At 60.7% G+C, this 20,449-nt stretch carries 22 protein-coding genes; 10 read left to right on the forward strand and 12 right to left on the reverse strand.

Features of this window, described 5'->3' with window-relative positions:
* Positions 1-10 precede the first annotated feature (10 nt).
* Positions 11-826, forward strand: a complete 816-nt coding sequence (locus KCG87_RS11275) for a UDP-2,3-diacylglucosamine diphosphatase (RefSeq protein ID WP_041073087.1) — start codon at positions 11-13, stop codon at positions 824-826.
* Positions 827-946: 120 nt separating this feature from the next.
* Here KCG87_RS11275 and KCG87_RS11280 read toward each other — a convergent pair whose 3' ends face one another.
* A complete protein-coding gene (locus tag KCG87_RS11280; protein WP_098967777.1) occupies positions 947-1,537 on the reverse strand; it encodes an HD domain-containing protein in 591 nt (196 codons plus the stop codon).
* 25 nt (positions 1,538-1,562) lie between these two features.
* Positions 1,563-1,874 carry a DUF962 domain-containing protein gene (locus tag KCG87_RS11285; protein ID WP_134785714.1) on the reverse strand — a complete coding sequence of 104 codons (312 nt, stop codon included), beginning with the start codon at positions 1,872-1,874 and terminating at the stop codon, positions 1,563-1,565.
* A 164-nt stretch (positions 1,875-2,038) separates the two neighbouring features.
* Here KCG87_RS11285 and KCG87_RS11290 point away from each other — a divergent pair, with 164 nt between their 5' ends.
* Entirely contained in the window at positions 2,039-3,094 is a 1,056-nt protein-coding gene (locus KCG87_RS11290; RefSeq protein ID WP_210557841.1) for an AraC family transcriptional regulator, read from the forward strand.
* On the opposite strand, the gene KCG87_RS11295 is transcribed toward KCG87_RS11290, so the two are convergent.
* Entirely contained in the window at positions 3,051-4,505 is a 1,455-nt protein-coding gene (locus KCG87_RS11295; protein WP_097090175.1) for a TrkH family potassium uptake protein, read from the reverse strand. The genes KCG87_RS11290 and KCG87_RS11295 overlap by 44 nt on opposite strands.
* A 121-nt stretch (positions 4,506-4,626) precedes the next feature.
* Here KCG87_RS11295 and KCG87_RS11300 point away from each other — a divergent pair, with 121 nt between their 5' ends.
* On the forward strand, positions 4,627-5,193 hold the full coding sequence (locus KCG87_RS11300; protein ID WP_210557838.1) for a nitroreductase family protein: 567 nt from the start codon (positions 4,627-4,629) through the stop codon (positions 5,191-5,193).
* Positions 5,194-5,303: 110 nt separating this feature from the next.
* On the opposite strand, the gene KCG87_RS11305 is transcribed toward KCG87_RS11300, so the two are convergent.
* The 6 genes from KCG87_RS11305 to KCG87_RS11330 all read right to left on the reverse strand — a co-directional run bounded on the left by KCG87_RS11305 (position 5,304) and on the right by KCG87_RS11330 (position 9,765).
* Complete coding sequence (locus KCG87_RS11305; RefSeq protein ID WP_210557836.1) at positions 5,304-6,644, reverse strand: HAMP domain-containing sensor histidine kinase; 1,341 nt, start codon at positions 6,642-6,644, stop codon at positions 5,304-5,306.
* A 181-nt stretch (positions 6,645-6,825) separates the two neighbouring features.
* Entirely contained in the window at positions 6,826-7,275 is a 450-nt protein-coding gene (locus KCG87_RS11310) for an LTXXQ domain protein (protein WP_047600020.1), read from the reverse strand.
* A 199-nt stretch (positions 7,276-7,474) separates the two neighbouring features.
* Complete coding sequence (locus KCG87_RS11315; RefSeq protein WP_007966021.1) at positions 7,475-8,152, reverse strand: response regulator transcription factor; 678 nt, start codon at positions 8,150-8,152, stop codon at positions 7,475-7,477.
* A 7-nt stretch (positions 8,153-8,159) separates the two neighbouring features.
* Entirely contained in the window at positions 8,160-8,570 is a 411-nt protein-coding gene (locus KCG87_RS11320; protein WP_027613976.1) for a translation initiation factor 2, read from the reverse strand.
* 297 nt (positions 8,571-8,867) lie between these two features.
* On the reverse strand, positions 8,868-9,167 hold the full coding sequence (locus KCG87_RS11325) for a YciI family protein (protein WP_007966019.1): 300 nt from the start codon (positions 9,165-9,167) through the stop codon (positions 8,868-8,870).
* A 1-nt stretch (position 9,168) separates the two neighbouring features.
* Positions 9,169-9,765, reverse strand: a complete 597-nt coding sequence (locus KCG87_RS11330; RefSeq protein ID WP_027613975.1) for a septation protein A — start codon at positions 9,763-9,765, stop codon at positions 9,169-9,171.
* A gap of 87 nt (positions 9,766-9,852) precedes the next feature.
* Here KCG87_RS11330 and KCG87_RS11335 point away from each other — a divergent pair, with 87 nt between their 5' ends.
* The 6 genes from KCG87_RS11335 to rluB all read left to right on the forward strand — a co-directional run bounded on the left by KCG87_RS11335 (position 9,853) and on the right by rluB (position 14,864).
* Positions 9,853-10,716 (forward strand): PHP domain-containing protein, encoded by an 864-nt coding sequence (locus tag KCG87_RS11335; RefSeq protein WP_027613974.1) that lies wholly within the window; start codon positions 9,853-9,855, stop codon positions 10,714-10,716.
* Positions 10,717-10,729: 13 nt separating this feature from the next.
* On the forward strand, positions 10,730-11,359 hold the full coding sequence (locus KCG87_RS11340) for an L-threonylcarbamoyladenylate synthase (RefSeq protein WP_210557834.1): 630 nt from the start codon (positions 10,730-10,732) through the stop codon (positions 11,357-11,359).
* 123 nt (positions 11,360-11,482) lie between these two features.
* Positions 11,483-12,181, forward strand: coding sequence for a ScpA family protein (locus KCG87_RS11345; RefSeq protein ID WP_171061841.1), 699 nt, complete (start codon positions 11,483-11,485; stop codon positions 12,179-12,181).
* A gap of 11 nt (positions 12,182-12,192) precedes the next feature.
* Positions 12,193-13,170 carry an SMC-Scp complex subunit ScpB gene (gene scpB / locus KCG87_RS11350; RefSeq protein ID WP_210557832.1) on the forward strand — a complete coding sequence of 326 codons (978 nt, stop codon included), beginning with the start codon at positions 12,193-12,195 and terminating at the stop codon, positions 13,168-13,170.
* Positions 13,171-13,315: 145 nt separating this feature from the next.
* A complete protein-coding gene (locus KCG87_RS11355; protein ID WP_134785718.1) occupies positions 13,316-13,507 on the forward strand; it encodes a DUF1289 domain-containing protein in 192 nt (63 codons plus the stop codon).
* 142 nt (positions 13,508-13,649) lie between these two features.
* On the forward strand, positions 13,650-14,864 hold the full coding sequence (gene rluB / locus KCG87_RS11360; RefSeq protein WP_027613970.1) for a 23S rRNA pseudouridine(2605) synthase RluB: 1,215 nt from the start codon (positions 13,650-13,652) through the stop codon (positions 14,862-14,864).
* 198 nt (positions 14,865-15,062) lie between these two features.
* Here rluB and KCG87_RS11365 read toward each other — a convergent pair whose 3' ends face one another.
* Positions 15,063-16,028: a leucyl aminopeptidase gene (locus KCG87_RS11365; protein ID WP_210557831.1), complete on the reverse strand. Its 966-nt coding sequence runs from the start codon at positions 16,026-16,028 to the stop codon at positions 15,063-15,065.
* 71 nt (positions 16,029-16,099) lie between these two features.
* Positions 16,100-16,237 (reverse strand): hypothetical protein, encoded by a 138-nt coding sequence (locus tag KCG87_RS11370; RefSeq protein WP_003222780.1) that lies wholly within the window; start codon positions 16,235-16,237, stop codon positions 16,100-16,102.
* Between the two features lie 893 nt (positions 16,238-17,130).
* Here KCG87_RS11370 and KCG87_RS11375 point away from each other — a divergent pair.
* A complete protein-coding gene (locus KCG87_RS11375) occupies positions 17,131-18,552 on the forward strand; it encodes an amino acid permease (RefSeq protein WP_135295198.1) in 1,422 nt (473 codons plus the stop codon).
* Positions 18,553-18,606: 54 nt separating this feature from the next.
* Here the strand turns inward: KCG87_RS11375 and KCG87_RS11380 are convergent, their stop codons facing one another.
* Entirely contained in the window at positions 18,607-19,956 is a 1,350-nt protein-coding gene (locus tag KCG87_RS11380; RefSeq protein ID WP_150367969.1) for a serine hydroxymethyltransferase, read from the reverse strand.
* Positions 19,957-20,449: the final 493 nt, after the last annotated feature.

Consider the following 20,449-nt stretch of genomic DNA (forward strand, 5'->3'; position numbering starts at 1 on the left):
AGGGTTGCCCATGACCAGCGCCGAGCTCGCCAGACCCAGCCGCAAACAACGGGTGCGTACCTTGTGGATTTCCGACGTGCACCTGGGCACGCGGGATTGCCAGGCCGAGCACTTGTCGCAATTTCTCAAGGGCTACCACGCCGACAAGATCTATCTGGTCGGTGACATCATCGACGGCTGGAAGCTGCGCGGTGGCATGTACTGGCCGCAGGCGCACACCAACGTGATCCGTCGCCTGCTGACCATGAGCAAGCGCGGCACCGAGGTGATCTACGTCACCGGCAACCATGATGAATTCCTGCGCCGCTATTCGAAGCTGATCCTCGGCAACATCCAGTTGGTCGACGAGGCGGTGCACGTCACGGCGGATGGCCGGCACCTGCTGGTGATCCATGGCGACCAGTTCGACGTGATCACCCGCTACCACCGCTGGCTGGCCTTCCTCGGCGACTCGGCCTACGAATTCACCCTGACCCTCAACCGCTGGCTCAATCACTGGCGAGCGCGTTATGGCTACGGCTACTGGTCGTTGTCGGCGTACCTGAAACATAAGGTGAAGACGGCAGTGAGCTTCATCAGCGACTTCGAAGAAGCCATCGCCCACGAATGCGTGAAGCGCGAGTTGCACGGCGTGGTCTGCGGGCACATTCACCATGCCGAGATCCGTAAGGTCGGTGAGGTGGACTACCTCAATTGCGGCGATTGGGTGGAGTCGTGCACGGCGTTGATCGAGCACTGGGACGGCACGATCGAGCTGTATCGCCTGGCGGATGCGCAGGCGCGGGAGGCACAGCTCAAGGCGGCCAAGGTTGCCGAGATTGCCTAGACCCCAGATATCTCCTGTGGGAGGGGGCTTGCTCCCGAATGCGGTGTATCAGTAAGTACATGTTTATCTGACACACCGCCTTCGGGAGCAAGCCCCCTCCCACATTGAGTTGTGGTGTTCTCAGGCCGGGCTGTGTTCTTCCATCGCCGCCTTGTAAATCGAGTGCTTCGGCTGGGCAAACAACCGTTCCATCATCGGCTCGAAGAAGCTCAGCGGCAGGGTTTCATAGGCCGGGTCGAACGCCGCCGCATCGTACCTGGCGCAAAATTCCGCCGTGGCCTGATACTGCGGATGCGCGGCGAATTGCTCGCGCAGATGCCGATCCATGCCCAGGTGATGGAAGAAGTAATAACCCTGAAAGATGCCGTGCTTCTCGACCATCCACAGATTCTCGGCGCTGACGAACGGTTTGAGAATCGCCGCCGCGATGTCCGGGTGGTTGTAGGAGCCGAGGGTGTCGCCAATGTCATGCAGCAGCGCACAGACCACGTATTCCTCGTCACGACCATCGCGATAGGCGCGGGTCGCGGTTTGCAGCGAATGGGTCAGGCGATCCACCGGGAAGCCGCCGAAATCGCCTTCGAGCAACTTCAGGTGCGCGATGATCCGCGACGGCAATTGCCGAGCGTAGGCGCTGAAGTCCGCGGCGATGATCGCCCAGTCTTCCTGTGTGCCGTCTTTCATGTGGGTGAAGCGGGCATTGGCGTTCATCGGCAAGCCTCCAGGTGTGTCGGGTTCAGAACGCCACGCGGCCGAGGATCATGTCGCGGTACATGACGAAATCGCCGAGCAGGCTGTACAGCGGATGCTGGAAAGTCGCCGGACGGTTCTTTTCAAAGAAGAAATGGCCGACCCAGGCGAAGCTGTAACCGGCCAGCGGCAGGGCCAGCAACAGCAGCCAAGCGCCTTTGGCGATGGTCATGGCCAGAATGAAAATCACCAGCGTGGTGCCGATGAAATGCAATCGTCGGCAGGTACTGTTGGCGTGTTCGCTGAGGTAATACGGGTAGAAGTCGGCGAAAGTGTTGAATTGCTTGATGTTTTCCACGACTGCGATCTCTGTGGTTATTGTTCTGACGGCAAGTTGTTCGGCGGGTAGCTTATTTGAGTCTAGAGTGAACACTGGCATCAGCCAGTGACAATGGGCGCCACTTTAGTATCCTTCGCAAATCGGGTCGTAACATGCGATCCATCATGTAAAAGAATAACGCCATGAGCGAACGAACGACTTCTGCAAGCTGGGCGATGGGGATTGTCAAAGCATTGGAGATGGACGGCCTGGATTGCCGGGTACTGTTCAAGCAACTGGGGCTTGATTACGCGGCCCTGGATGATCCGGATGCGCGCTTCCCGCAAGATTCCATGACCCGCCTCTGGCAACGGGCGGTCGAGCTGTCCGGCAACCCGGCGATCGGCCTGAACATGGGCAAGGTGGTACGCCCGGCGTCGTTCCACGTTGCCGGCTATGCCTTGATGTCGAGCAACACCCTGGCCGAAGGCTTTCAACGCCTGGTGCGTTATCAGCGGATTATCGCCGAGAGCGCCGACCTGAGTTTTCGTCTGCTCGAAGAAGGCTATGCGCTGATTCTGACGGTGCATGGCGATCACCTGCCGCCAACCCGGCAGAGCGCCGAAGCCTCGCTGGCCTGTGCGCTTGGCCTGTGCGGCTGGTTGACCGGACGCACCCTGCACCCGGTCAAAGTGCTGTTTCAGGGTGACGAACCCGCAGACCTGCAACCCTACCGACAAGCCTTCCACGCGCCGCTGATGTTCAACGCGCCGTACGATGCGCTGATTTTCGAACGCGCCGACATGGAAGCACCGCTGCCCACCGCCAACGAAGCCATGGCGCTGCTGCACGACCGGTTTGCCGGGGAGTATCTGGCGCGGTTTTCTGAAAGTCGCGTGACCCACAAAGCGCGCCAGGTGTTGTGCCGTTTACTGCCGCAGGGCGAACCCAAGCGCGATACCGTGGCGCAGACCCTGCATCTGTCGCAGCGCACCTTGCAGCGCCGTTTGCAGGAGGAGGGCACCAGTTTTCAGCAGTTGCTCGACGACACCCGCCGCGAACTGGCCGAGCAGTATCTGGCGCAGCCGAGCATGACCTTGCTGGAGATTGCCTATCTGCTGGGGTTTGCCGATCCGAGCAACTTCTTCCGTGCGTTCCGCCGCTGGTTCGACACCACGCCCGGCGATTACCGGGCGCGGCTGTTGCAGGCGCCGGTCAGTGACGCCAAAAGGCCGGAATACACAGCACAAACACCGTAATGATCTCCAGTCGGCCGAGCAGCATGCCGAATGACAGAATCCACTTCGCGGCATCCGGCAAGGTGGCAAAGTTGCCCGCCGGGCCGATGGTCTCGCCCAGGCCCGGGCCGACGCCGGACACGGTGCTGGCAGCGCCGGTCAACGCGGTCATCCAGTCGACGCCGAGCAGCGACAGCAGCAGGGCGATCACGCAGATGGTGATGGCGAAGAAGAACGAAAAGGTCAGGATCGAACGCACGATCTCTTCGTCGAGACGGTGGCCGTTGTACTTTTGCTTGATCACCGCGCGCGGGTGAATCAGCTGGTTAAGGTTGGCCTTGAGCAGGATGTAGGCGACCTGGAAACGGAAGATCTTGATTCCGCCCGCCGTCGAGCCGGAGCAGCCGCCGACAAAGCCCAGATAGAAAAACAGCATCAGCGAAAAGTTGCCCCACAGGCTGTAGTCGCCGAGGGCAAAACCGGTGGTGGTGACCACCGACGTTACGTTCAGCGCCACGTGCCGCAGCGCTTCCAGCCAGTGCAGCTTGGTGGTCCACCAATACCAGGTGCCGAGCACCAGCCAGGTCACCAGCAACATGCCGAGCAAACCCTGCACTTGCTGATCCTTGATCAGTGCCCGACGGTTGCCGCGCATGGTCGCCACATACAGGGTGAACGGCAGGCTGCCGAGAATCATCACGACCACCGCGACCCAGTGCACCGCCGGTTGCGTCCACTTCGCCAGGGACTGGTCGGAGGTCGAGAAACCGCCGGTGGAAATCGCCGACATCGCGTGGTTGATCGCATCGAACGGGCTCATCCCGGCCCACCAGAACGCCAGGCTGCCGAGGATGGTGATACCGACGTAGGCCGCCACAATCAGGCGCGCCACCATGTGCGAGCGCGGCATGACCTTTTCCGAGCGGTCGGATGATTCGGTCTGGAACAGGCGCATGCCACCGATGCGCAGCAACGGCAGAATCGCTACCGCCATGCCGATGAAGCCGATACCGCCGAGCCAGTGCAGCAGCGAGCGCCACATCAGAATCCCCGGGGACATGGTGTCGAGCCCGCTGAGCACGGTCGAGCCGGTGGCGGTGATGCCGGACATGCTTTCGAAGAACGAATCGGTGTAGCTGATGTGCTGGGTCAGCAAAAACGGCAGCGCGGCGAAAATGCACACCACCAGCCAGCTGCTGACGGTCAGCAGGTACATGTCGCGCGGGCGCAGGTGAATGTGCTCCGGGCGGCCCGGAATTACCAGTGCGAGGCCGGCGAGGAAAGTGATCATGCTCGCCCAGAGGAACGACGGCAGATCGCCGGTGCGCTCGAAAATCACCAGGGTGGCCATGGGCACAACCATGGCGATGGCCAGGGTGATCAGGAAGATGCCGATGATGAAACCAATGATCCGTAAGGTCGGCAACGCCATGAAGTCCGCTCGGGCTGATGTAGGAAGGGCGCCATTCTACCCGTGGGGCAGGGCATGTAAACCGGCACCCTGTTGCCGGATACCGCTAGAATAGCCGCACATTTTTCTCAGGAGGTGGCCGATGCAGGCTCTCGACGCTTTGCTCAACCGTGTTTCCGTTCCACGCCTGGTCGAACCGGCCCCTACCGCCGAGCAGCGCGAAGCCCTGTTTGGCGCAGCCCTGCGCGCACCGGATCACGGCCACTTGCAGCCGTACCGTTTCCTCACCGTCGAAGGCGCGGCACGTGAGCAAATGGGCGAGTTGCTGGCCGAAGCGGCGCAGATGCAGGAAGGCGAAGTCACTGAAGCGATGATCGACAAGGCGCGCAACGGCCCGCTGCGGGCGCCGCTGGTGGTCGTGGTGATCGCGAAACTGCAGGATCACGTCAAGTATCCGAAGGCCGAGCAGTTGCTGGCGGCGGGGTGTGCGGCTCACGGGATTCTGCTGGCGGCGTACGCGCAGGGGATTGGTGCGGTGTGGCGTACCGGTGATCTGGCTTATTCGGCGCACGTGGCCAAGGGGCTGGGCCTGGCTGAAGACGAACAAGTGATTGCCTTTCTGTACCTCGGCACGCCGCAGAAAGAACCGCGTGTGGCGGAGAAGGTTGATCTGGCCGAGTTCGTCAGCGCCTGGCCGGGCAAGGCCTGACACCACCGATCAAATGTAGGAGTGAGCCTGCTCGCGATAGCGGTGGATCAGTCAATGAATTTTCGTCTGATCCACCGCTATCGCGAGCAGGCTCACTCCTACAGTTTTGATCAGGGTTGCACAGCGGCGCCCGGCACCAACGGCAATTCCAGGCTGGCGACAAACCCGCCCTCAGGATGATTGGCCAGCAGCAGACTCCCGCCATGCCGCTCCGCCGCGCGCTTGGCAATCGCCAGGCCCAGACCATGCCCGGCCGCCGTCTGCCCCGGCGCCCGGTAGAACGGCTCGCCCAACTGGCTCAGATGCTCGGCCTGCACGCCCGGCCCGTGGTCGCGCACACTCACCACAATTCGTTCGCCCTGACGTGTGGCCTGCAATTCGATTGCCTGCCCCACCGGGTTGAAGCGTTGGGCGTTGCGCAGCAGGTTGTCGACGGCGCGCTCGATCATGGTCGGCCAGCCGGTCAGCGTCAGTTGTGGTTCGGCATCCAGGCGCACGGTCTGCTCCGGCGAGCCAAGTTGCGCGTCTTTCTGCAGGGTGCCGAGCAGCGCATTCAGGTCTACTTCTTCAGCACTGGCGTTGTCGGCATCGACTCGCGCCAGCACCAGAATCTCGCTGATCAGCGCTTCCAGCCGATCACATTCGCGGGTCAGGCGTGGCCAGAGCTTTTCCCGTTCTTCCGGGTTGGCCCGTTCCGCCAGTGCCAGCGCAATCCGCAGTCGCGCCAAAGGTGAGCGCAGTTCGTGGGACACATCGCGCAGCAACTGGCGCTGACTGCCGATCAGGCTTTGCAGGCGCGCGCCCATGCGGTTGAAGTCGTTGGCCAGCACGCCGAACTCATCGCGACGGTTGGCCAGTTTCGCCAGGCTGTTCTGCTGATAGGTGGTCTGCCCCAGATCATGCACCGCACCGCGTAAACGACTGAGCGGGCGGGTGATGGAGAAGGTCACCAGCAGGCTGAACAGGGTCAGCACCACCAGCGCAATGCCCAGCGCACTCAGCGGCCAGAGCAGGCTTTCGCGGTGCCAGGCGTCGAGCTCCGGGTGCGGGATGCGGAAGATGAACAGATAGGTGTCGCCGGTTTTTTCGCTGGTGAATTCGTCGGTCAGGCGCCGCCAGGGCAGGCGTCGGTCATCGTTGTTCTGCCGGGCTTCGAAGGCGGCGGCGCGACGCGGGAAGGTGCCACGCACCACCGGGTCGCCGCTTTCGTTCAGCACCTGGACATCGATGTGATATTGGCGTTTGCGCTGTTCGAGGATGTCCTGCGCGGCTTCTTCGCCCTGGGCTTCGTAGGTTTGCGTCCATTCGGCGGCCAGGGTGTTGAGGCCGGGATGGCGGCTGAGGATCCACGCGTCCTGGTTGAGCATGTGCCCGAGCAGAATCGACAGCCCCGCCACCAGAGCAATGGCCAGCCAGAAGCTCGCGAGAATACGCCAGAACAATGAACGCACAGAAAATCCTCAATCAAACAAAAAACTCAACAATGTGGGAGCGGGCTTGCTCGCGAATGCGGTGTGTCAGTCAACATTACTTTGTCTGATACACCGCATTCGCGAGCAAGCCCGCTCCCACATTTGGATTGAGTGGCAACAGAACCGACGGCGCTTAGCCGTCGGATCCGAGGTTATCGCATTATTGCGCTTTTTGCGGTTGTTGCGCTTTCCACGCTTTGAACTCGGCCCATTCGGCGCGGCGTTCAGCCTGTTTCTTCTGGATCTCGTCGAATTTCTTCTGTTGATCCGGTTTCAGCAGGTTGCGTACGTCAGCTTCGGCTTTCTTGTGGTTGGCGGCCATCTCGTCTTTCATGGCTTTCTGGTCGGCCGGCGAGAGTTTTTCCAGGTACTTCTCGACTACCTGGCGACGCTCATGCATCTGCTCGCCCATGATCTTGCGGATCTGATCACGTTGTTCACGGGACAGGTCGAGTTGGCTGTACGGGCCTTTGCCGTGCTCGCCGTGCATCTGACCGCCGTGGCGTGGGCCGTCGAGCGGGCCACCCATCGGGCCACCATCCTGTGGCATGGCCATGGCGACGGTTGGCAGAGCGGCAGCGAACATCAGAGCGATAAGAGTCTTGCGCATGGTGTATCTCCTTGTCTCGTTCCCGGTACGTTCCGGATGAGTTCAGATTACGGAGATCAAGGTCAGCGGCGGTCAGCGCTGCGTAAAGCTTGGGTAAAGACGCTTCGTACCCTGCCTGACAAATATCACTGGCACTGCGCCTGTGGCGAGGGAGCAAGCTCCCTCGCCACATATAGCATTCAGGCAGGTATTTCCCGATTTACAGGCTGTAGTAGTAACCGCGGCTGCGCAGGGCGACGATTCGCGGGCGACCGTCGGGGTGGGGGCCGATCTTCTTGCGCAGGTTGCTGACGTGCATGTCGAGGCTGCGGTCGTACAGGGTCAGTTTGCGGCCGAGGGCCAGTTGCGCCAATTCCTGTTTGTCCAGCGGCTCGCCGGGCTGCTTGAGCAGGGCTTCGAGCAAACGACTTTCGGAAACGGTGAGAGTCAGTTCTTTCTCGTCGATGCTGACCACGCCACGCACCGGGCTGAAGCTCAGGTCGCCGAGTTCGAGCTGGGTCGACACGGCAGCCGGGTGACTGCGGCGCAGCACGGCGCGCAGGCGCGCGGTGAGTTCACGCGGATCGCAGGGTTTGGCCAGGTAATCGTCGGCGCCCAGCTCCAGACCGAGGATACGATCCAGCGGTTCGCCCCGGGCCGAGAGCATCAGCACTGGCAAATCGGCGTGTTCGCTGCGCAATTGCTTGAGCAGTTCCAGACCGCTGCCGTCGGGCAGCATCACGTCCAGCACCACCGCTGCCGGGGCAGATTCGGCCAACGCTTTGCGCGCGCTCTGGCCATCGTGGCAGGCGCGTACCTGGAAGCCTTCCTGGCTCAACCAGCTACTCAGGAGTTCGCACAACTCCTGGTCATCATCAATCAGTAACAGCTCGCTCATGACTCACTCAATTTAGCCATTGCCGACGTTTTCGGCTTGCTCCACTGGCAAAGATACCGCACAGCAGCGCCAATAGCGCTACCCCGGCGCCGGTGACGAACCATTGCTGCTGTTCGGTCAACAGACGCGGCAATGGACTGGCCTGGGCTTCCTTGAGTTGCAGCTTCAGGCGCTGGTTCTCCTGACGCAACCGGGCAAGCTGGGCGCTTTCGCGGGTGTTATCGGCATTTTGCAGTTGTTTGCTCAGTTCTTCCCGCTGCTGCTCGCTGGCCTTCAGGCGCTGCTGCAGTTCGGTAATCTGACTGCCGGCACTTAACGACAATGGCGTGGAGCTGCCGCTTTCGGTGGTTTCCTCACCATGGGCGGGCGCCATGATCGACAACGTGACCCACATCAGACACAACGGACCTTTGCGCATTGCGATTCCTGCTTGCAAATGGATATTGGGCAGGTTGTCGGCAGGCAAACGAGAATAATGAGCGATTGAGAGCGGTGAGAACCGGGAAGGTTCAGTGCTTGGAGTGGGTTGAGTGTGGCGAGAGAGCTGTTGTGGTGAGGGGATTCAGCGAAACGTCGCACCGCCCCGATGGGCTGCGAAGCAGATCTGAAATGGGAGCTTGCGGTGTGTCAGGCACACCGCATTGGATGGCTTTGGGTTGCTGCGCAACCATCGGGGATAAATCCCCTCGCCACAGAGCCCCTCCACATTCCTTGGTTACGGCAAGACTTGCTTGAACGGCTTGACGATCACATTGGCGTACACGCCGGCGGCGATGTACGGATCGGCGTCGGCCCAGGCCTGGGCGGCGCTGAGGGAGTCGAATTCGGCGACGATCAGGCTGCCGGTGAAACCCGCAGCGCCCGGATCATTGCTGTCGACCGCCGGGTGCGGGCCGGCCAGTACGATGCGGCCTTCGCCCTTGAGCACTTGCAGGCGTTCGAGGTGGGCCGGGCGCGCGGCGAGGCGGGCTTCGAGCGAGTTGGCGACGTCGGTGGCAATGATTGCGTAGAGCATGTCAGTCCTCGGTTTTTGGTGTTGTGGTATCGGCGTCATGCAGGTGGCGGGACAGGTAGATGCCCTGACCGACCAGGAACAGCACGGTCATGCCCAGGCTGCCGAACACCTTGAAGTCGACCCAGATGCTCTGGAAGGTGAATGCCACGAACAGGTTGGCAGCGCCGCAGAACAGGAAAAAGGCGATCCAGGCGATGTTCAGGCGGGTCCAGACCGGATCCGGCAGGGTCAGCGCGTGGCCCATGATGCGTTTGATCAGCAGGCGGTCACCGATGAAGTGGCTGCCGATGAAGGCCAGGGCGAACAGCCAGTTGACCACCGGGGCTTTCCATTTGAGGAAGGTCTCGCTGTGGAAGGCCAGGGTCAGGCTGCCGAACACCAGGCAGGCGATCAGGGTCAGCCATTGGCTCTTTTCCAGCTTGCGCTGTTTGATGAACAACGCGCCGTAGACCACCAGGGAGCTGATGATCAGCATCGCCGTGGCGCTGTAAATACCGCCTACAGTCACTTCATGGCCAGCGATGTCGACGACCCGTGGATCAAGTTTGTAAACGATGAAGAACAGCAGAAGCGGGATGAAATCGATGAATTGTTTCACAGTGAGAGCCAGAAGCTGGATGTGGCGGCATAATAACAAACATATGGGCGCGCGATAGCGCCAGCTGATTTGAGGTTACAACTCCCCGTGAATGTTGATTTGCACTGCCACAGCACGGCCTCCGATGGCGCCCTGGCGCCGGCGGTTCTGGTTGCGCGTGCGTTTGAAAACGGCGTGCGAGTCCTGGCGTTGACCGATCATGACACCCTTGAAGGCCTCGCCGAAGCGCGCAGCGCCGCCGAAGAACTGGGCATGCAACTGGTCAATGGTGTCGAACTGTCCTGCACCTGGGGCGGGGCGACCATCCACGTGCTGGGCTACGGTTTCGACGTCAACGCCGCGCCATTGGTCGAGGCGATCGCCAGATTACACGATGGCCGCTGGCTGCGGTCGGAGGAAATAAGCCGCAAGCTCGGCCTCAAAGGTATGCCCGGTGCCCTCGACGGTGCCCGGCAGATCCAGCAGGAGCTGGGCGACAGCGGCAACGCCCCGGCCCGCCCGCATTTTGCCGACTGGATGGTGCGTGAAGGTTTTGTAAAGGATCGCGCCGAGGCGTTTCGCAAATGGCTCGGCGCCGGCAAGCTGGGTGACGTCAAGCAGCACTGGCCGACGCTGGAAGACACCGTCGGCACCCTGCGTGCCGCCGGGGCGTGGGTCAGTCTGGCGCATCCATGGCACTACGATTTCACCCGTAGCAAGCGCCGAAAGCTGATTGCCGACTATATTCAAGCAGGCGGGCATGCAATCGAAGTGGTCAATGGCCATCAGCCCGCAGAACAGGTCGGCAGCCTGGCCATCCTTGCCCGCGAGTTCGGTCTGCTGGTCAGCGCCGGCAGTGATTTCCATGGCCCTGGAGGCTGGTCCGAGATAGGCCAGTACCGGCCGGTTCCCGAGGACCTTCCACCCCTGTGGTGTCGGTTCAAACATGACACAGATATTGCCGCCGTCTGAACAGGTAGAAAACGTGAGTCAATTTTTCCAGATCCATCCGGAAAACCCGCAAGCGCGCCTGATCAAACAGGCGGTCGAGATCATCCGCAAAGGCGGGGTGGTGATTTATCCCACGGACTCTTCCTACGCCATCGGTTGCCAGATCGGCGACAAGACCGCGATCGAGCGCGTGCGCCGTCTGCGTCAGCTCGACGAGAAGCACAACTTTGCGCTGATCTGCAGCGACCTGTCGCAACTGGGCAACTACGCCAAGATCGACACCGGCACCTTCCGCATTCTCAAGGCGCATTTGCCGGGGCCTTACACCTTTATTCTCAACGCCACCCGCGAAGTGCCGCGCCTGTTGCTGCATCCGAAGAAACGCACCATCGGCCTGCGGGTGCCGAGCCATCCGATTGCCCTGGCGTTGCTGGCCGAACTCGGCGAGCCGCTGATGAGCGTGACCCTGATCATGCCCGGCGATGAAGATCCGCTGAGCGATCCGTTCGAAATGCGTCAATTGCTCGAACACCAGGTGGACCTGATCATCGACGGCGGTTTCGGCGGGATCAAGGCGTCCACCGTGATCGACCTGACCGGCGACGACCCGGAAGTGATCCGCGTCGGTTGCGGCGACCCCGCGCCGTTCATGGTCGAGGCCTGAATGTCCGCAGTGGAAACCGTTGTCGATCCCCAGGCCGGCGCCCAGCAGGAACTGCCGTTTGCCATGGTCTATGGCCAGGCGGTCACGGAAATGCCGCTGGACCTGTACATCCCGCCGGATGCGCTGGAAGTGTTTCTCGAAGCCTTCGAAGGCCCGCTCGACTTGCTGCTGTACCTGATCCGCAAACAGAACATCAACATCCTCGACATCCCGGTGGCGGAAATCACCCGCCAGTACATGGGCTATGTCGAATTGATGCAGTCGGTGCGTCTGGAGCTGGCCGCCGAGTATCTGGTGATGGCGGCGATGCTGGCCGAGATCAAGTCGCGGATGCTCCTGCCGCGCGCCGAAACCGTCGAAGACGAAGAGGACGACCCGCGCGCCGAACTGATCCGTCGCCTGCAGGAATACGAGCGCTTCAAGGCTGCCGCCGAAGGCATCGATGGCCTGAGCCGGGTCGGTCGCGATGTGGTCGTGCCCAAGCTCGACGCCCCGGAAGCCCGGGCGCGCAAGCTGTTGCCGGATGTCGCGCTGGAAGAGATTCTGATGTCCATGGCCGAAGTGCTGCGCCGGGGCGACATGTTCGAGAGCCACCAGGTCAGTCGCGAGGCACTGTCGACCCGCGAGCGCATGAGCGATGTGCTGGAACGGCTCAAGGGCGGCGGTTTTGTACCGTTCGTCGAGCTGTTCACCGCCGAGGAAGGTCGCCTCGGCGTGGTGGTGACCTTTATGGCGATCCTTGAACTGGTCAAGGAATCCTTGGTCGAGCTGGTGCAGAATGAGCCGTTCGCCGCGATCCACGTGCGAGCCCGAGCCGAATAACGAGTCGAAACATGAACCTGACTGAACCCCGCGAGCTGGCGCCCCTGCTTGAAGCCTTTCTGTTGGCCTCGGGAAAACCGCAATCGCTTGAACGCCTTTACGAACTGTTCGAAGAAGGCGAACGGCCCGAACCGCCGGTCTTCAAGAAAGCCCTGAGCCTGCTGGCCAAGTCCTGCGAAGGCCGCGCGTTCGAGCTCAAGGAAGTCGCCTCCGGCTACCGCTTGCAGATCCGCGAGAAGTTTTCACCGTGGGTCGGCCGTCTGTGGGAAGAGCGTCCGCAGCGTTACTCCCGCGCGCTGCTGGAAACCATGGCGCTGATTGCCTATCGCCAGCCGATCACCCGCGGCGAGATTGAAGACGTGCGGGGTGTGGCGGTCAATACCAACATCGTCAAGACGCTGATCGAGCGCGAGTGGATCCGCATCGTCGGTTACCGCGACGTGCCGGGCAAGCCGGCGATGTTCGCCACTACCAAGGCGTTTCTCGATCACTTCAACCTGAAGAACCTCGAAGACCTGCCACCGCTGGCTGAGCTGCGCGAGATGGAAACCGAGCCGGTCCTCGATTTTGACGACGCACCGGTACCGCAGGGCCTGCAGGAACAGGCCGACGCCAGCGCCGAATCGGAAGAACCGAAGGAAGAAACCAGTTTCCACACGCTGTTGCTGGAGCTGGACAGCATGGAGGAGGGGATCAAGACCGACTTCGACGATCTGTTGCGCGATGCTGCGGATGGTGAAGCGTCGACGACTGAGCCGGAAGCCGAGACCGTCGAGCCGGCGATTGACGTTGAACTTGAGGCCGAGCCTGAAGCCGAACCGGAAGAGGATGTGCTGGGCGTTGCCGAGGCCCGGGAGAAACTCCTGGCCGCCGTCGCCGCCCTCGAACAACCGGTGCCAGAACCTGAACCCGAGCTGAGCGAAGAAGAAGCCGAAGCCCGTGCGCTGGCGGAAGCCATCGAGGCCGAACGCCGCGAGTTCGAGGACTGACACGGTTTTCAAGATCACTGGTCAACCCCTGTGGGAGCGGGCTTGCTCGCGAATGCGGTGTGTCAGATATGCATGTATTGCCTGATACACCGCATTCGCGAGCAAGCCCGCTCCCACAGGGGCAAGTGTTGTTCTGGAGTATTCGATGAGTTCCACCAAAGACCCGTGCATCAGCCTCTGCAAGTTCAGCGACGACATCTGTCTCGGCTGTGGCCGCAGCAAGCGCGAGATCCGTGTCTGGAAGAAACTCGACAAAGACGACAAGCGTACGGTGCTGGCCGAAGCCGCGCTGCGCCTGATCAAGCTCGGTGGCGCCGGTCGGCGGAAAAAGAAATAACTGGCGATCGATCAGCTAGTCTCTGATGCGCGATGGCGCACATCCGCGTATGATTCGCGACCCTTCGGCGATCCCTTCGCCCGAAAACCAGATTTCAATGCTTCAGGCGCCGCCTGAACAGACCACACCGGGAGGTGCCCAGATGAGTGACATCAATCAGCAAGACGACCAGGAAATCGGCCCAGCAGGCGAAAAACTGCAGAAAGTCCTCGCCCGTATCGGCGTTGGCTCGCGCCGTGACGTCGAAGCCTGGATCAGCCAGGGCCGGATCAAGGTCAATGGCAAAGACGCCACCCTCGGCCTGCGCGTCGACATGCACGACGCCATCACCATCGATGGCAAGGTGATCAAGCGCGAAGAGGCTGCCGAGTCGGTACGCCGCGTGATCATGTACAACAAGCCCGATGGCGAGATCTGCACCCGTGACGACCCGGAAGGCCGCCCGACCGTGTTCGACAAGCTGCCGCGCCCGAAAGAAGGCCGCTGGATCAACATCGGTCGTCTCGACATCAACACCACCGGTCTGCTGATGTTCACCACCGACGGTGAACTGGCCAACCGCCTAATGCACCCATCCTACGAAATGGACCGTGAGTACGCCGTGCGTGTACGCGGTGAAGTCGACGATGAAATGATCGAGCGCCTGAAGGCTGGCGTGGTGCTGGAAGACGGCCCGGCGCGTTTCACCGACATTCAACAGGCACCGGGTGGCGAAGGCTTCAACCACTGGTATCACTGCGTGGTGATGGAAGGCCGTAACCGTGAGGTTCGTCGTCTGTGGGAATCCCAAGGGCTGGTGGTCAGCCGTCTGAAGCGCGTGCGTTTCGGTCCGGTGTTCCTCAACTCTGATCTGCCGATGGGCCGCTGGCGCGAAATGAGCCAGTACGAAGTCGATGTACTGAGTGCTGAAGTCGGCCTGACGCCAGTAGCGATGCCGCAACTCAACGCCAAGAGCAAGGACAAGCTGGAACGTATGCAGCGCAAATCGTCGCGGCCGATGGCCAAGACCGAGCGCGTGCGTACCCTGCGTCCAGCCGCTGGCGCGCCGACCGGTCCGCGTCCGAGCCGTGAGCCGCAGATCGAAGGCGAGCGTCCGGGTCGCAAGCCGGCTGCACGTCCGGATGGCGAGCGCGCTCCGCGTGGTCGTACCGAGCGTGGCGAAGGTCGTGCGCCGGCCGGTCGCGGTACGCCGGTAGCGGATCGTCCTGCCGACACCACCAACAAGCGTCCGGCCAAGCCTGCACCGAAGCGTCCGGGGATCAAGCTGGTCGACGGCGACAAGCCGTCGGGCAAGCGTCGTGGTGCTCCGGCCGGTTCCGGTCAGCGTCCGGGTTTCGGGCGCAAGAAGCCGGAGTGATCGGCTTTAGCGTCTGAATGAAAAACGCCAACCGCAGGGTTGGCGTTTTTTTTCGTCTGGCGGAAGGTATGTAGCGTCTGAGCGGGCCTCTTCGCGGGCAAGCCCGCTCCCACAGTGGATCTGCGTCGTACACAAATCCTACTGTGGGAGCGGGCTTGCTCGCGAAGAGGCCAGTGGCTTCAATAAAGAAAAATCAGGCTAGAACACAAACCGCCCATCAAACACTGGCTTGTCATCCAGCGCCAACACCCCGCCAGAGAAGATCAGGTCCAGGTGATGACTGCCCTTGGCCCCACCACCCAGCCCCAGATGCAACCCACAGTGCCGCTCTTCGAACCCGGCATTGCGCGCATACAGATCTTTCACCCCTTCATTGGTACCAATCCCCAATTCCTCGATGCGCCGGTTCGACGGGTTGGCGTCCAGATACTTGTTGAAATCATGCTCCAGCCCCGGCACATCGGTGGCGATGCGGCTGATGGTCGAATTCTCGATCCACAGTTCCAGTGGCGACTCCAGCACGCCGTACTTGCGCGCAAACGGGATGGTGCTGAGGAACGTGCCCTTGAATTTCACATGGCCGTTGATGGCTTCGCTGTGGGTGGCGATTTCGCCGGGGGCCAGGTCGAAGTTGCCGACACCGTTGATGTCGGTCCACTTCTTGATGCTGCTCAGCGGCGTTTCAAACCAGGAGCCGTGGTCGTCCTTGAAGCTCAGCGTCGTCGCTTGGGACATGCGCTGGATCAAGTGGCTGTTGAGCCCGGCGATGCGCTGCGGGGTGACGCTGAAAGTGTCGTAGAAATAGTCGCCGTAATCCTTGAACAGCAGCGACTTCTTCCAGTTTTCCGCCATCACGCCCTGCAGGGTGCGAACGAACTCCGGGCCGTCGGGGCGCGGGTTGGGCAGGGTGGAAGAGTCGTAGAAGAAAATGTACAGATCGCTGTCGGCAATCGCCGCGGTCAGCGTTGCGGTGCTTTCCAGGTCCAGGCGACGGGCACTGAACGTGAAGCGGGGATGATCGCCGGCCTGTTCGGCGATGGCGCCGGTCAGGGCTTCGTAATCGGCGGTGTGGCCGAGCAGTACCTTCGCCGAATCGAGACCGGCAAGGGCAGGGTGATGTTCGAGGTAGTAAAGGAAATGCGAGATCGCGCGGGGCTTATCCATGAGTCCTCCCTGACTGACCGTGAAGAAAGCGGCAGGCACGACCGGCCGGATCGTGCCTGCCCGGGGATGTCTTACAGAGGCCACATCGCCGTGCCGAACGGAACCACCGCGTCGGCTTGCATCATTTCCACAGCCGCCTCATGGGTCGGTGCTTCGAACCATTCGTCCAGTTGCAGTTCGGTGTCCAGGTCTTTTTCCAGTGCTTGCATGGTCGATCTCCTAGATGACTTTCACGGGTATGACTGGCCGGTCGAGTTGGCCGGCAAGACGTGAAGAACCTAGTTCAGGGTGTTTTGTAATGCAAAAAATTATTTATTTAAAATTTAAATAAACTTTTTATTCTGTTTTTAAGCGGCGGATTTCTTATTTGAAAACAAAAAACTAAGCGGCAACTTTCATTAGCAAGCTTGCTACCGTCAATTTGCAGACGTCCTACAGAATTTTCCGAAATGGAAAATCTGCGTTACGCGTCGTAAAGAAAAATTTACGAAAATCCCGATGAAGCCCAGTGGATTTACCCCCTTGCCTACGCTGTAAGGAAAACCTGCCGAAGCCCGGCTGCAAAGGCGTCGCGCAGGGCTCTGGCGCGCTTGTTTCAGCGCTGTTTGCAGGGTGAGATGCGCCTCATGCCTGTCGTGCAGGTGCATAACAAGAAGGAGGCGCAATGAACGCCGTGATCGATCTCCACTTCTCTGCGCGGGACGTTTTTTTCCTCGTCCCCGTCGATGGCCAGCAAAGGCCGGACTCAATTTTTGCAGCCGCCCGAGTGTCTCGAGGCGGACCCACGCAATCCCGGCAAGCGCCACGCTGATCCAGCGGGGTCTGGCAGCAGGGGGTTAGCGGTGTACAATGCGCCGCGTTTTAACTGTGACCCTCTGCGTAATCGCGCAAACCTCAAGGTTATCCGCCTTGTTCACTCCGCCACGTCACAAGCGTGTCGGGTTCGATTTCGTCACAGATAAAAACAAACAGGTGACGCATGACCGTTGTAAAAACGCTGAATTCCTGGTGCTTGCGCTGGGGTTTGATCGGGGTTGTCTGAAATCGCAACCTTGCAGCAACGTCTACTGAACATCATCAAACCTTGCGTGAGACCTTTTTCATGAGTGGACAACCCTCGCAATCAGGCGAGCTGAAACGCGGCCTGAAAAATCGCCATATTCAACTGATCGCCCTCGGTGGCGCGATCGGTACCGGATTGTTCCTCGGCTCGGCCGGGGTCCTGAAATCCGCCGGCCCGTCGATGATCCTCGGCTACGCCATCTGCGGCTTCATCGCCTTCATGATCATGCGCCAGCTCGGCGAGATGATCGTCGAAGAGCCGGTGGCCGGTTCCTTCAGTCATTTCGCGCACAAGTACTGGGGCGGTTTTGCCGGTTTCCTGTCGGGCTGGAACTGCTGGATTCTGTACATTCTGGTGGGCATGTCGGAGCTGACCGCGGTCGGCAAGTACATCCACTACTGGGCGCCGGACATCCCGACCTGGGTCACCGCCGCCGCCTTCTTCGTGCTGATCAACGCGATCAACCTGGCCAACGTCAAAGTCTTCGGGGAGGCCGAATTCTGGTTCGCGATCATCAAAGTCGTGGCGATCGTCGGCATGATTGCGCTGGGCAGCTACCTGCTGGTCAGCGGCCATGGCGGCCCGCAGGCCTCGGTCAGCAACCTGTGGTCGCACGGCGGGTTCTTCCCCAACGGCGTCAGCGGTCTGGTGATGGCGATGGCGATCATCATGTTCTCCTTCGGTGGCCTGGAAATGCTCGGTTTCACTGCAGCCGAAGCCGACAAGCCGAAAACCGTGATCCCGAAAGCGATCAACCAGGTGATCTACCGCATCCTGATTTTCTACATCGGCGCGCTGGTGATCCTGCTGTCGCTGACTCCTTGGGACAGCCTGCTGGCAACCCTCAACGCGTCCGGCGATTCGTACAGCGGCAGCCCGTTCGTGCAGGTGTTCTCGATGCTCGGCAGCAACACCGCTGCGCACATCCTCAACTTCGTGGTGCTGACCGCGGCGCTGTCGGTGTACAACAGCGGCACCTACTGCAACAGCCGCATGCTGCTGGGCATGGCCGAGCAGGGCGATGCGCCGAAAGGTCTGGCGAAGATCGACAAGCGCGGCGTGCCGGTGCGTTCGATCCTGGCTTCCGCAGCGGTGACGCTGGTGGCGGTGCTGCTCAACTATCTGATCCCGCAGCAGGCGCTGGAACTGCTGATGTCGCTGGTGGTTGCAACGCTGGTGATCAACTGGGCGATGATCAGCTTCTCGCACTTCAAGTTCCGTCAGCACATGAACAAGACGCAGCAGACACCACTGTTCAAGGCGCTGTGGTACCCGTACGGCAACTACATCTGCCTGGCGTTCGTGGTGTTCATCCTTGGCGTGATGCTGCTGATCCCGGGCATCCAGATCTCGGTGTATGCGATTCCGGTGTGGGTCGTGTTCATGTGGGTCTGCTACGTGATCAAGAACAAGCGTGGAGCGCAGCAGGCGCTGCACGCGGCGGGTTCTGCCGCGAAGTAAGCCAGACGCAGAAAGTGAGAAACCCGGCCAATGTGCCGGGTTTTTTATTGGTCGTCAGACGTATTCGGCGATGGGATGGGCTGTGCAGAACGCTTCGGTCTGCAACCGGAATTGCTCGCGCAAGGCCGGTTCCAGCAGGTAATCCTGCTCGCTGATCGGTCTCACACTGTCGAGGATCCGGCAGATCAGATCGACGATCTGGCGACATCCCTGCGGATCGATTCTGCGCTGCGCGATGGAGCCCGTGCCGATGCGCAGACCGCTGGTAATGAGTGAAGGGCGTGTCTCGCCCGGTACACGATATTTGTCCACGATAATTGCGCAACGCTCCAGCGCCGACTCGGCAATGGCGCCGGTGATGCCGCCACGCAACCGAATCAATACCGTATGGTTTTCACTGCCCCCGCCGACGACTTCGTAGTCGTGAGCCTGAAAGGCGCTGGCGAACTCGTCAGCCGTGCTACGAACCCGTCCCATGCTTCTGTCGAACTCCGTGGACTTTGCGTAAGCCAGAGCCGCCGCCTTCGCAGCGATCATGTTGACGGCAGGCGCGCCCTGCATTCGCGGATAAACGGCCTGGTCGAGGGCGCGGCTGAATGTCGTCCTCAAGCCGGGCACCTTGGTGTTCGCCGCTTGACCCGAAAGGATCAGACCGCCGCGCGGGCCCATGAGTTGTTTGTGGGTGCAGGTGGTGGTGACGTGTGCGACGTCGATCGGACTGGGATGCCGCCCTGTGGCAACCAGTCCGGCGATATGCGAAATATCGGCGAGCAGGATGGCGCCGGCTTCATCGGCAATCTCGCGAAATCGTTGGAAATCGATGACCCGTGAGTACGCCGTCGCGCCGCACATGATGATGCGTGGGCGATGGGCGAGCGCCAGTTTGCGCACCTGGTCGTAATCGATGACCCCCGCTGAAGTCGTGCCGTACCGAATCGCCTTGTAGTAAATGCCGGCGAATGAGGTGGAGCTGCCATGGGTGTGATGGCCGCCGTATTTGACGCCCATTCCCAGCAGGGTATCGCCTGGTTCGAGCAGGGCGGTCAGCACGTGGTAATTGGCGTTTGATGCCGAATGCGATTGCACGCTTGCGTACTGGGCATCGAACAGTTCCCGCGCTCTGCGGATGGCAAGCGCTTCGACCAGATCGACGTTTTCGCACCCGCCGCCGTAACGTCTGCCGGGCAACCCCTCGGCCGTCACATTGACCAGTGCCGAAGCGGAGGCGGCCAGGGTCATGGGCCTGACGGCGCAAGAGGAGGAGACCAGCGACAGCACCTGGTGCTGACGGGCAACTTCCGCGTCGAGGATCCCTGCCAGTTCGGCGTCTTGCGCCCACAGATCCGCCAGGCCCCGTTGCAGCAGATCAGCCTGGTTCATGAGCGGTTCGGTATGGACTGCCATTGTCTGTATTCCTTCCCTGTGTGCAGCGCGCTGCGAACGAGCGCGACTTCCTTGGTTTTACCGGAGTGTGCGTGCGTTTCTGCACTTGCCCGACCGGATACAGCGGATTCCTTGTTTTCGCCGCAGTGTGCGCAAACTAATCTCTGTATCGACGACCCGTTTTCTGCTGACTGCGGTCGCTGCCGACAGCCCGGTTGCCCGACGCATCATAGGTTTTTCACGGCGGAACACCAGAAAATTAATCAGAAAAATGAACATTGTTCAAATAAAATGATTCTTTTTGCCGGGCCTCAAGGTGTAAAACTGCAGGCGGGAAGGATCGCTATTCACGAGATTCTGCTGGCCGATAAGCAGAACTGACGGGTCAGTACAGAATTCGAATTGTTCTTTCTGGTTCACACCAGCGGTGTTGTTGACACTATGTTTATGCCGAAATCAGGGAGGGGGAATGCTATGATCTGCCGCGGCTCTAATACCCGTATAACTATTTCCT

This window comes from Pseudomonas sp. MWU347 (assembly GCF_017947305.1).
In the GTDB taxonomy this organism is placed as follows: Bacteria; Pseudomonadota; Gammaproteobacteria; order Pseudomonadales; family Pseudomonadaceae; genus Aquipseudomonas; species Aquipseudomonas putida_A.

What these genes read in the sequence shown, in the direction of transcription:
- KCG87_RS11290 (WP_210557841.1), top strand. Translation starts at nt 2,039, where the DNA reads ATGAGCGAACGAACGACTTCTGCAAGCTGGGCGATGGGGATTGTCAAA.
- KCG87_RS11310 (WP_047600020.1), bottom strand. Translation starts at nt 7,275, where the DNA reads ATGCGCAAGACTCTTATCGCTCTGATGTTCGCTGCCGCTCTGCCAACC.
- KCG87_RS11320 (WP_027613976.1), bottom strand. Translation starts at nt 8,570, where the DNA reads ATGCGCAAAGGTCCGTTGTGTCTGATGTGGGTCACGTTGTCGATCATG.
- KCG87_RS11375 (WP_135295198.1), top strand. Translation starts at nt 17,131, where the DNA reads ATGAGTGGACAACCCTCGCAATCAGGCGAGCTGAAACGCGGCCTGAAA.
- KCG87_RS11275 (WP_041073087.1), top strand. Translation starts at nt 11, where the DNA reads ATGACCAGCGCCGAGCTCGCCAGACCCAGCCGCAAACAACGGGTGCGT.
- rluB (WP_027613970.1), top strand. Translation starts at nt 13,650, where the DNA reads ATGAGTGACATCAATCAGCAAGACGACCAGGAAATCGGCCCAGCAGGC.
- KCG87_RS11365 (WP_210557831.1), bottom strand. Translation starts at nt 16,028, where the DNA reads ATGGATAAGCCCCGCGCGATCTCGCATTTCCTTTACTACCTCGAACAT.
- KCG87_RS11315 (WP_007966021.1), bottom strand. Translation starts at nt 8,152, where the DNA reads ATGAGCGAGCTGTTACTGATTGATGATGACCAGGAGTTGTGCGAACTC.
- KCG87_RS11295 (WP_097090175.1), bottom strand. Translation starts at nt 4,505, where the DNA reads ATGGCGTTGCCGACCTTACGGATCATTGGTTTCATCATCGGCATCTTC.
- scpB (WP_210557832.1), top strand. Translation starts at nt 12,193, where the DNA reads ATGAACCTGACTGAACCCCGCGAGCTGGCGCCCCTGCTTGAAGCCTTT.
- KCG87_RS11280 (WP_098967777.1), bottom strand. Translation starts at nt 1,537, where the DNA reads ATGAACGCCAATGCCCGCTTCACCCACATGAAAGACGGCACACAGGAA.
- KCG87_RS11380 (WP_150367969.1), bottom strand. Translation starts at nt 19,956, where the DNA reads ATGGCAGTCCATACCGAACCGCTCATGAACCAGGCTGATCTGCTGCAA.
- KCG87_RS11370 (WP_003222780.1), bottom strand. Translation starts at nt 16,237, where the DNA reads ATGCAAGCACTGGAAAAAGACCTGGACACCGAACTGCAACTGGACGAA.
- KCG87_RS11325 (WP_007966019.1), bottom strand. Translation starts at nt 9,167, where the DNA reads ATGCTCTACGCAATCATTGCCACCGACGTCGCCAACTCGCTCGAAGCC.
- KCG87_RS11355 (WP_134785718.1), top strand. Translation starts at nt 13,316, where the DNA reads ATGAGTTCCACCAAAGACCCGTGCATCAGCCTCTGCAAGTTCAGCGAC.
- KCG87_RS11300 (WP_210557838.1), top strand. Translation starts at nt 4,627, where the DNA reads ATGCAGGCTCTCGACGCTTTGCTCAACCGTGTTTCCGTTCCACGCCTG.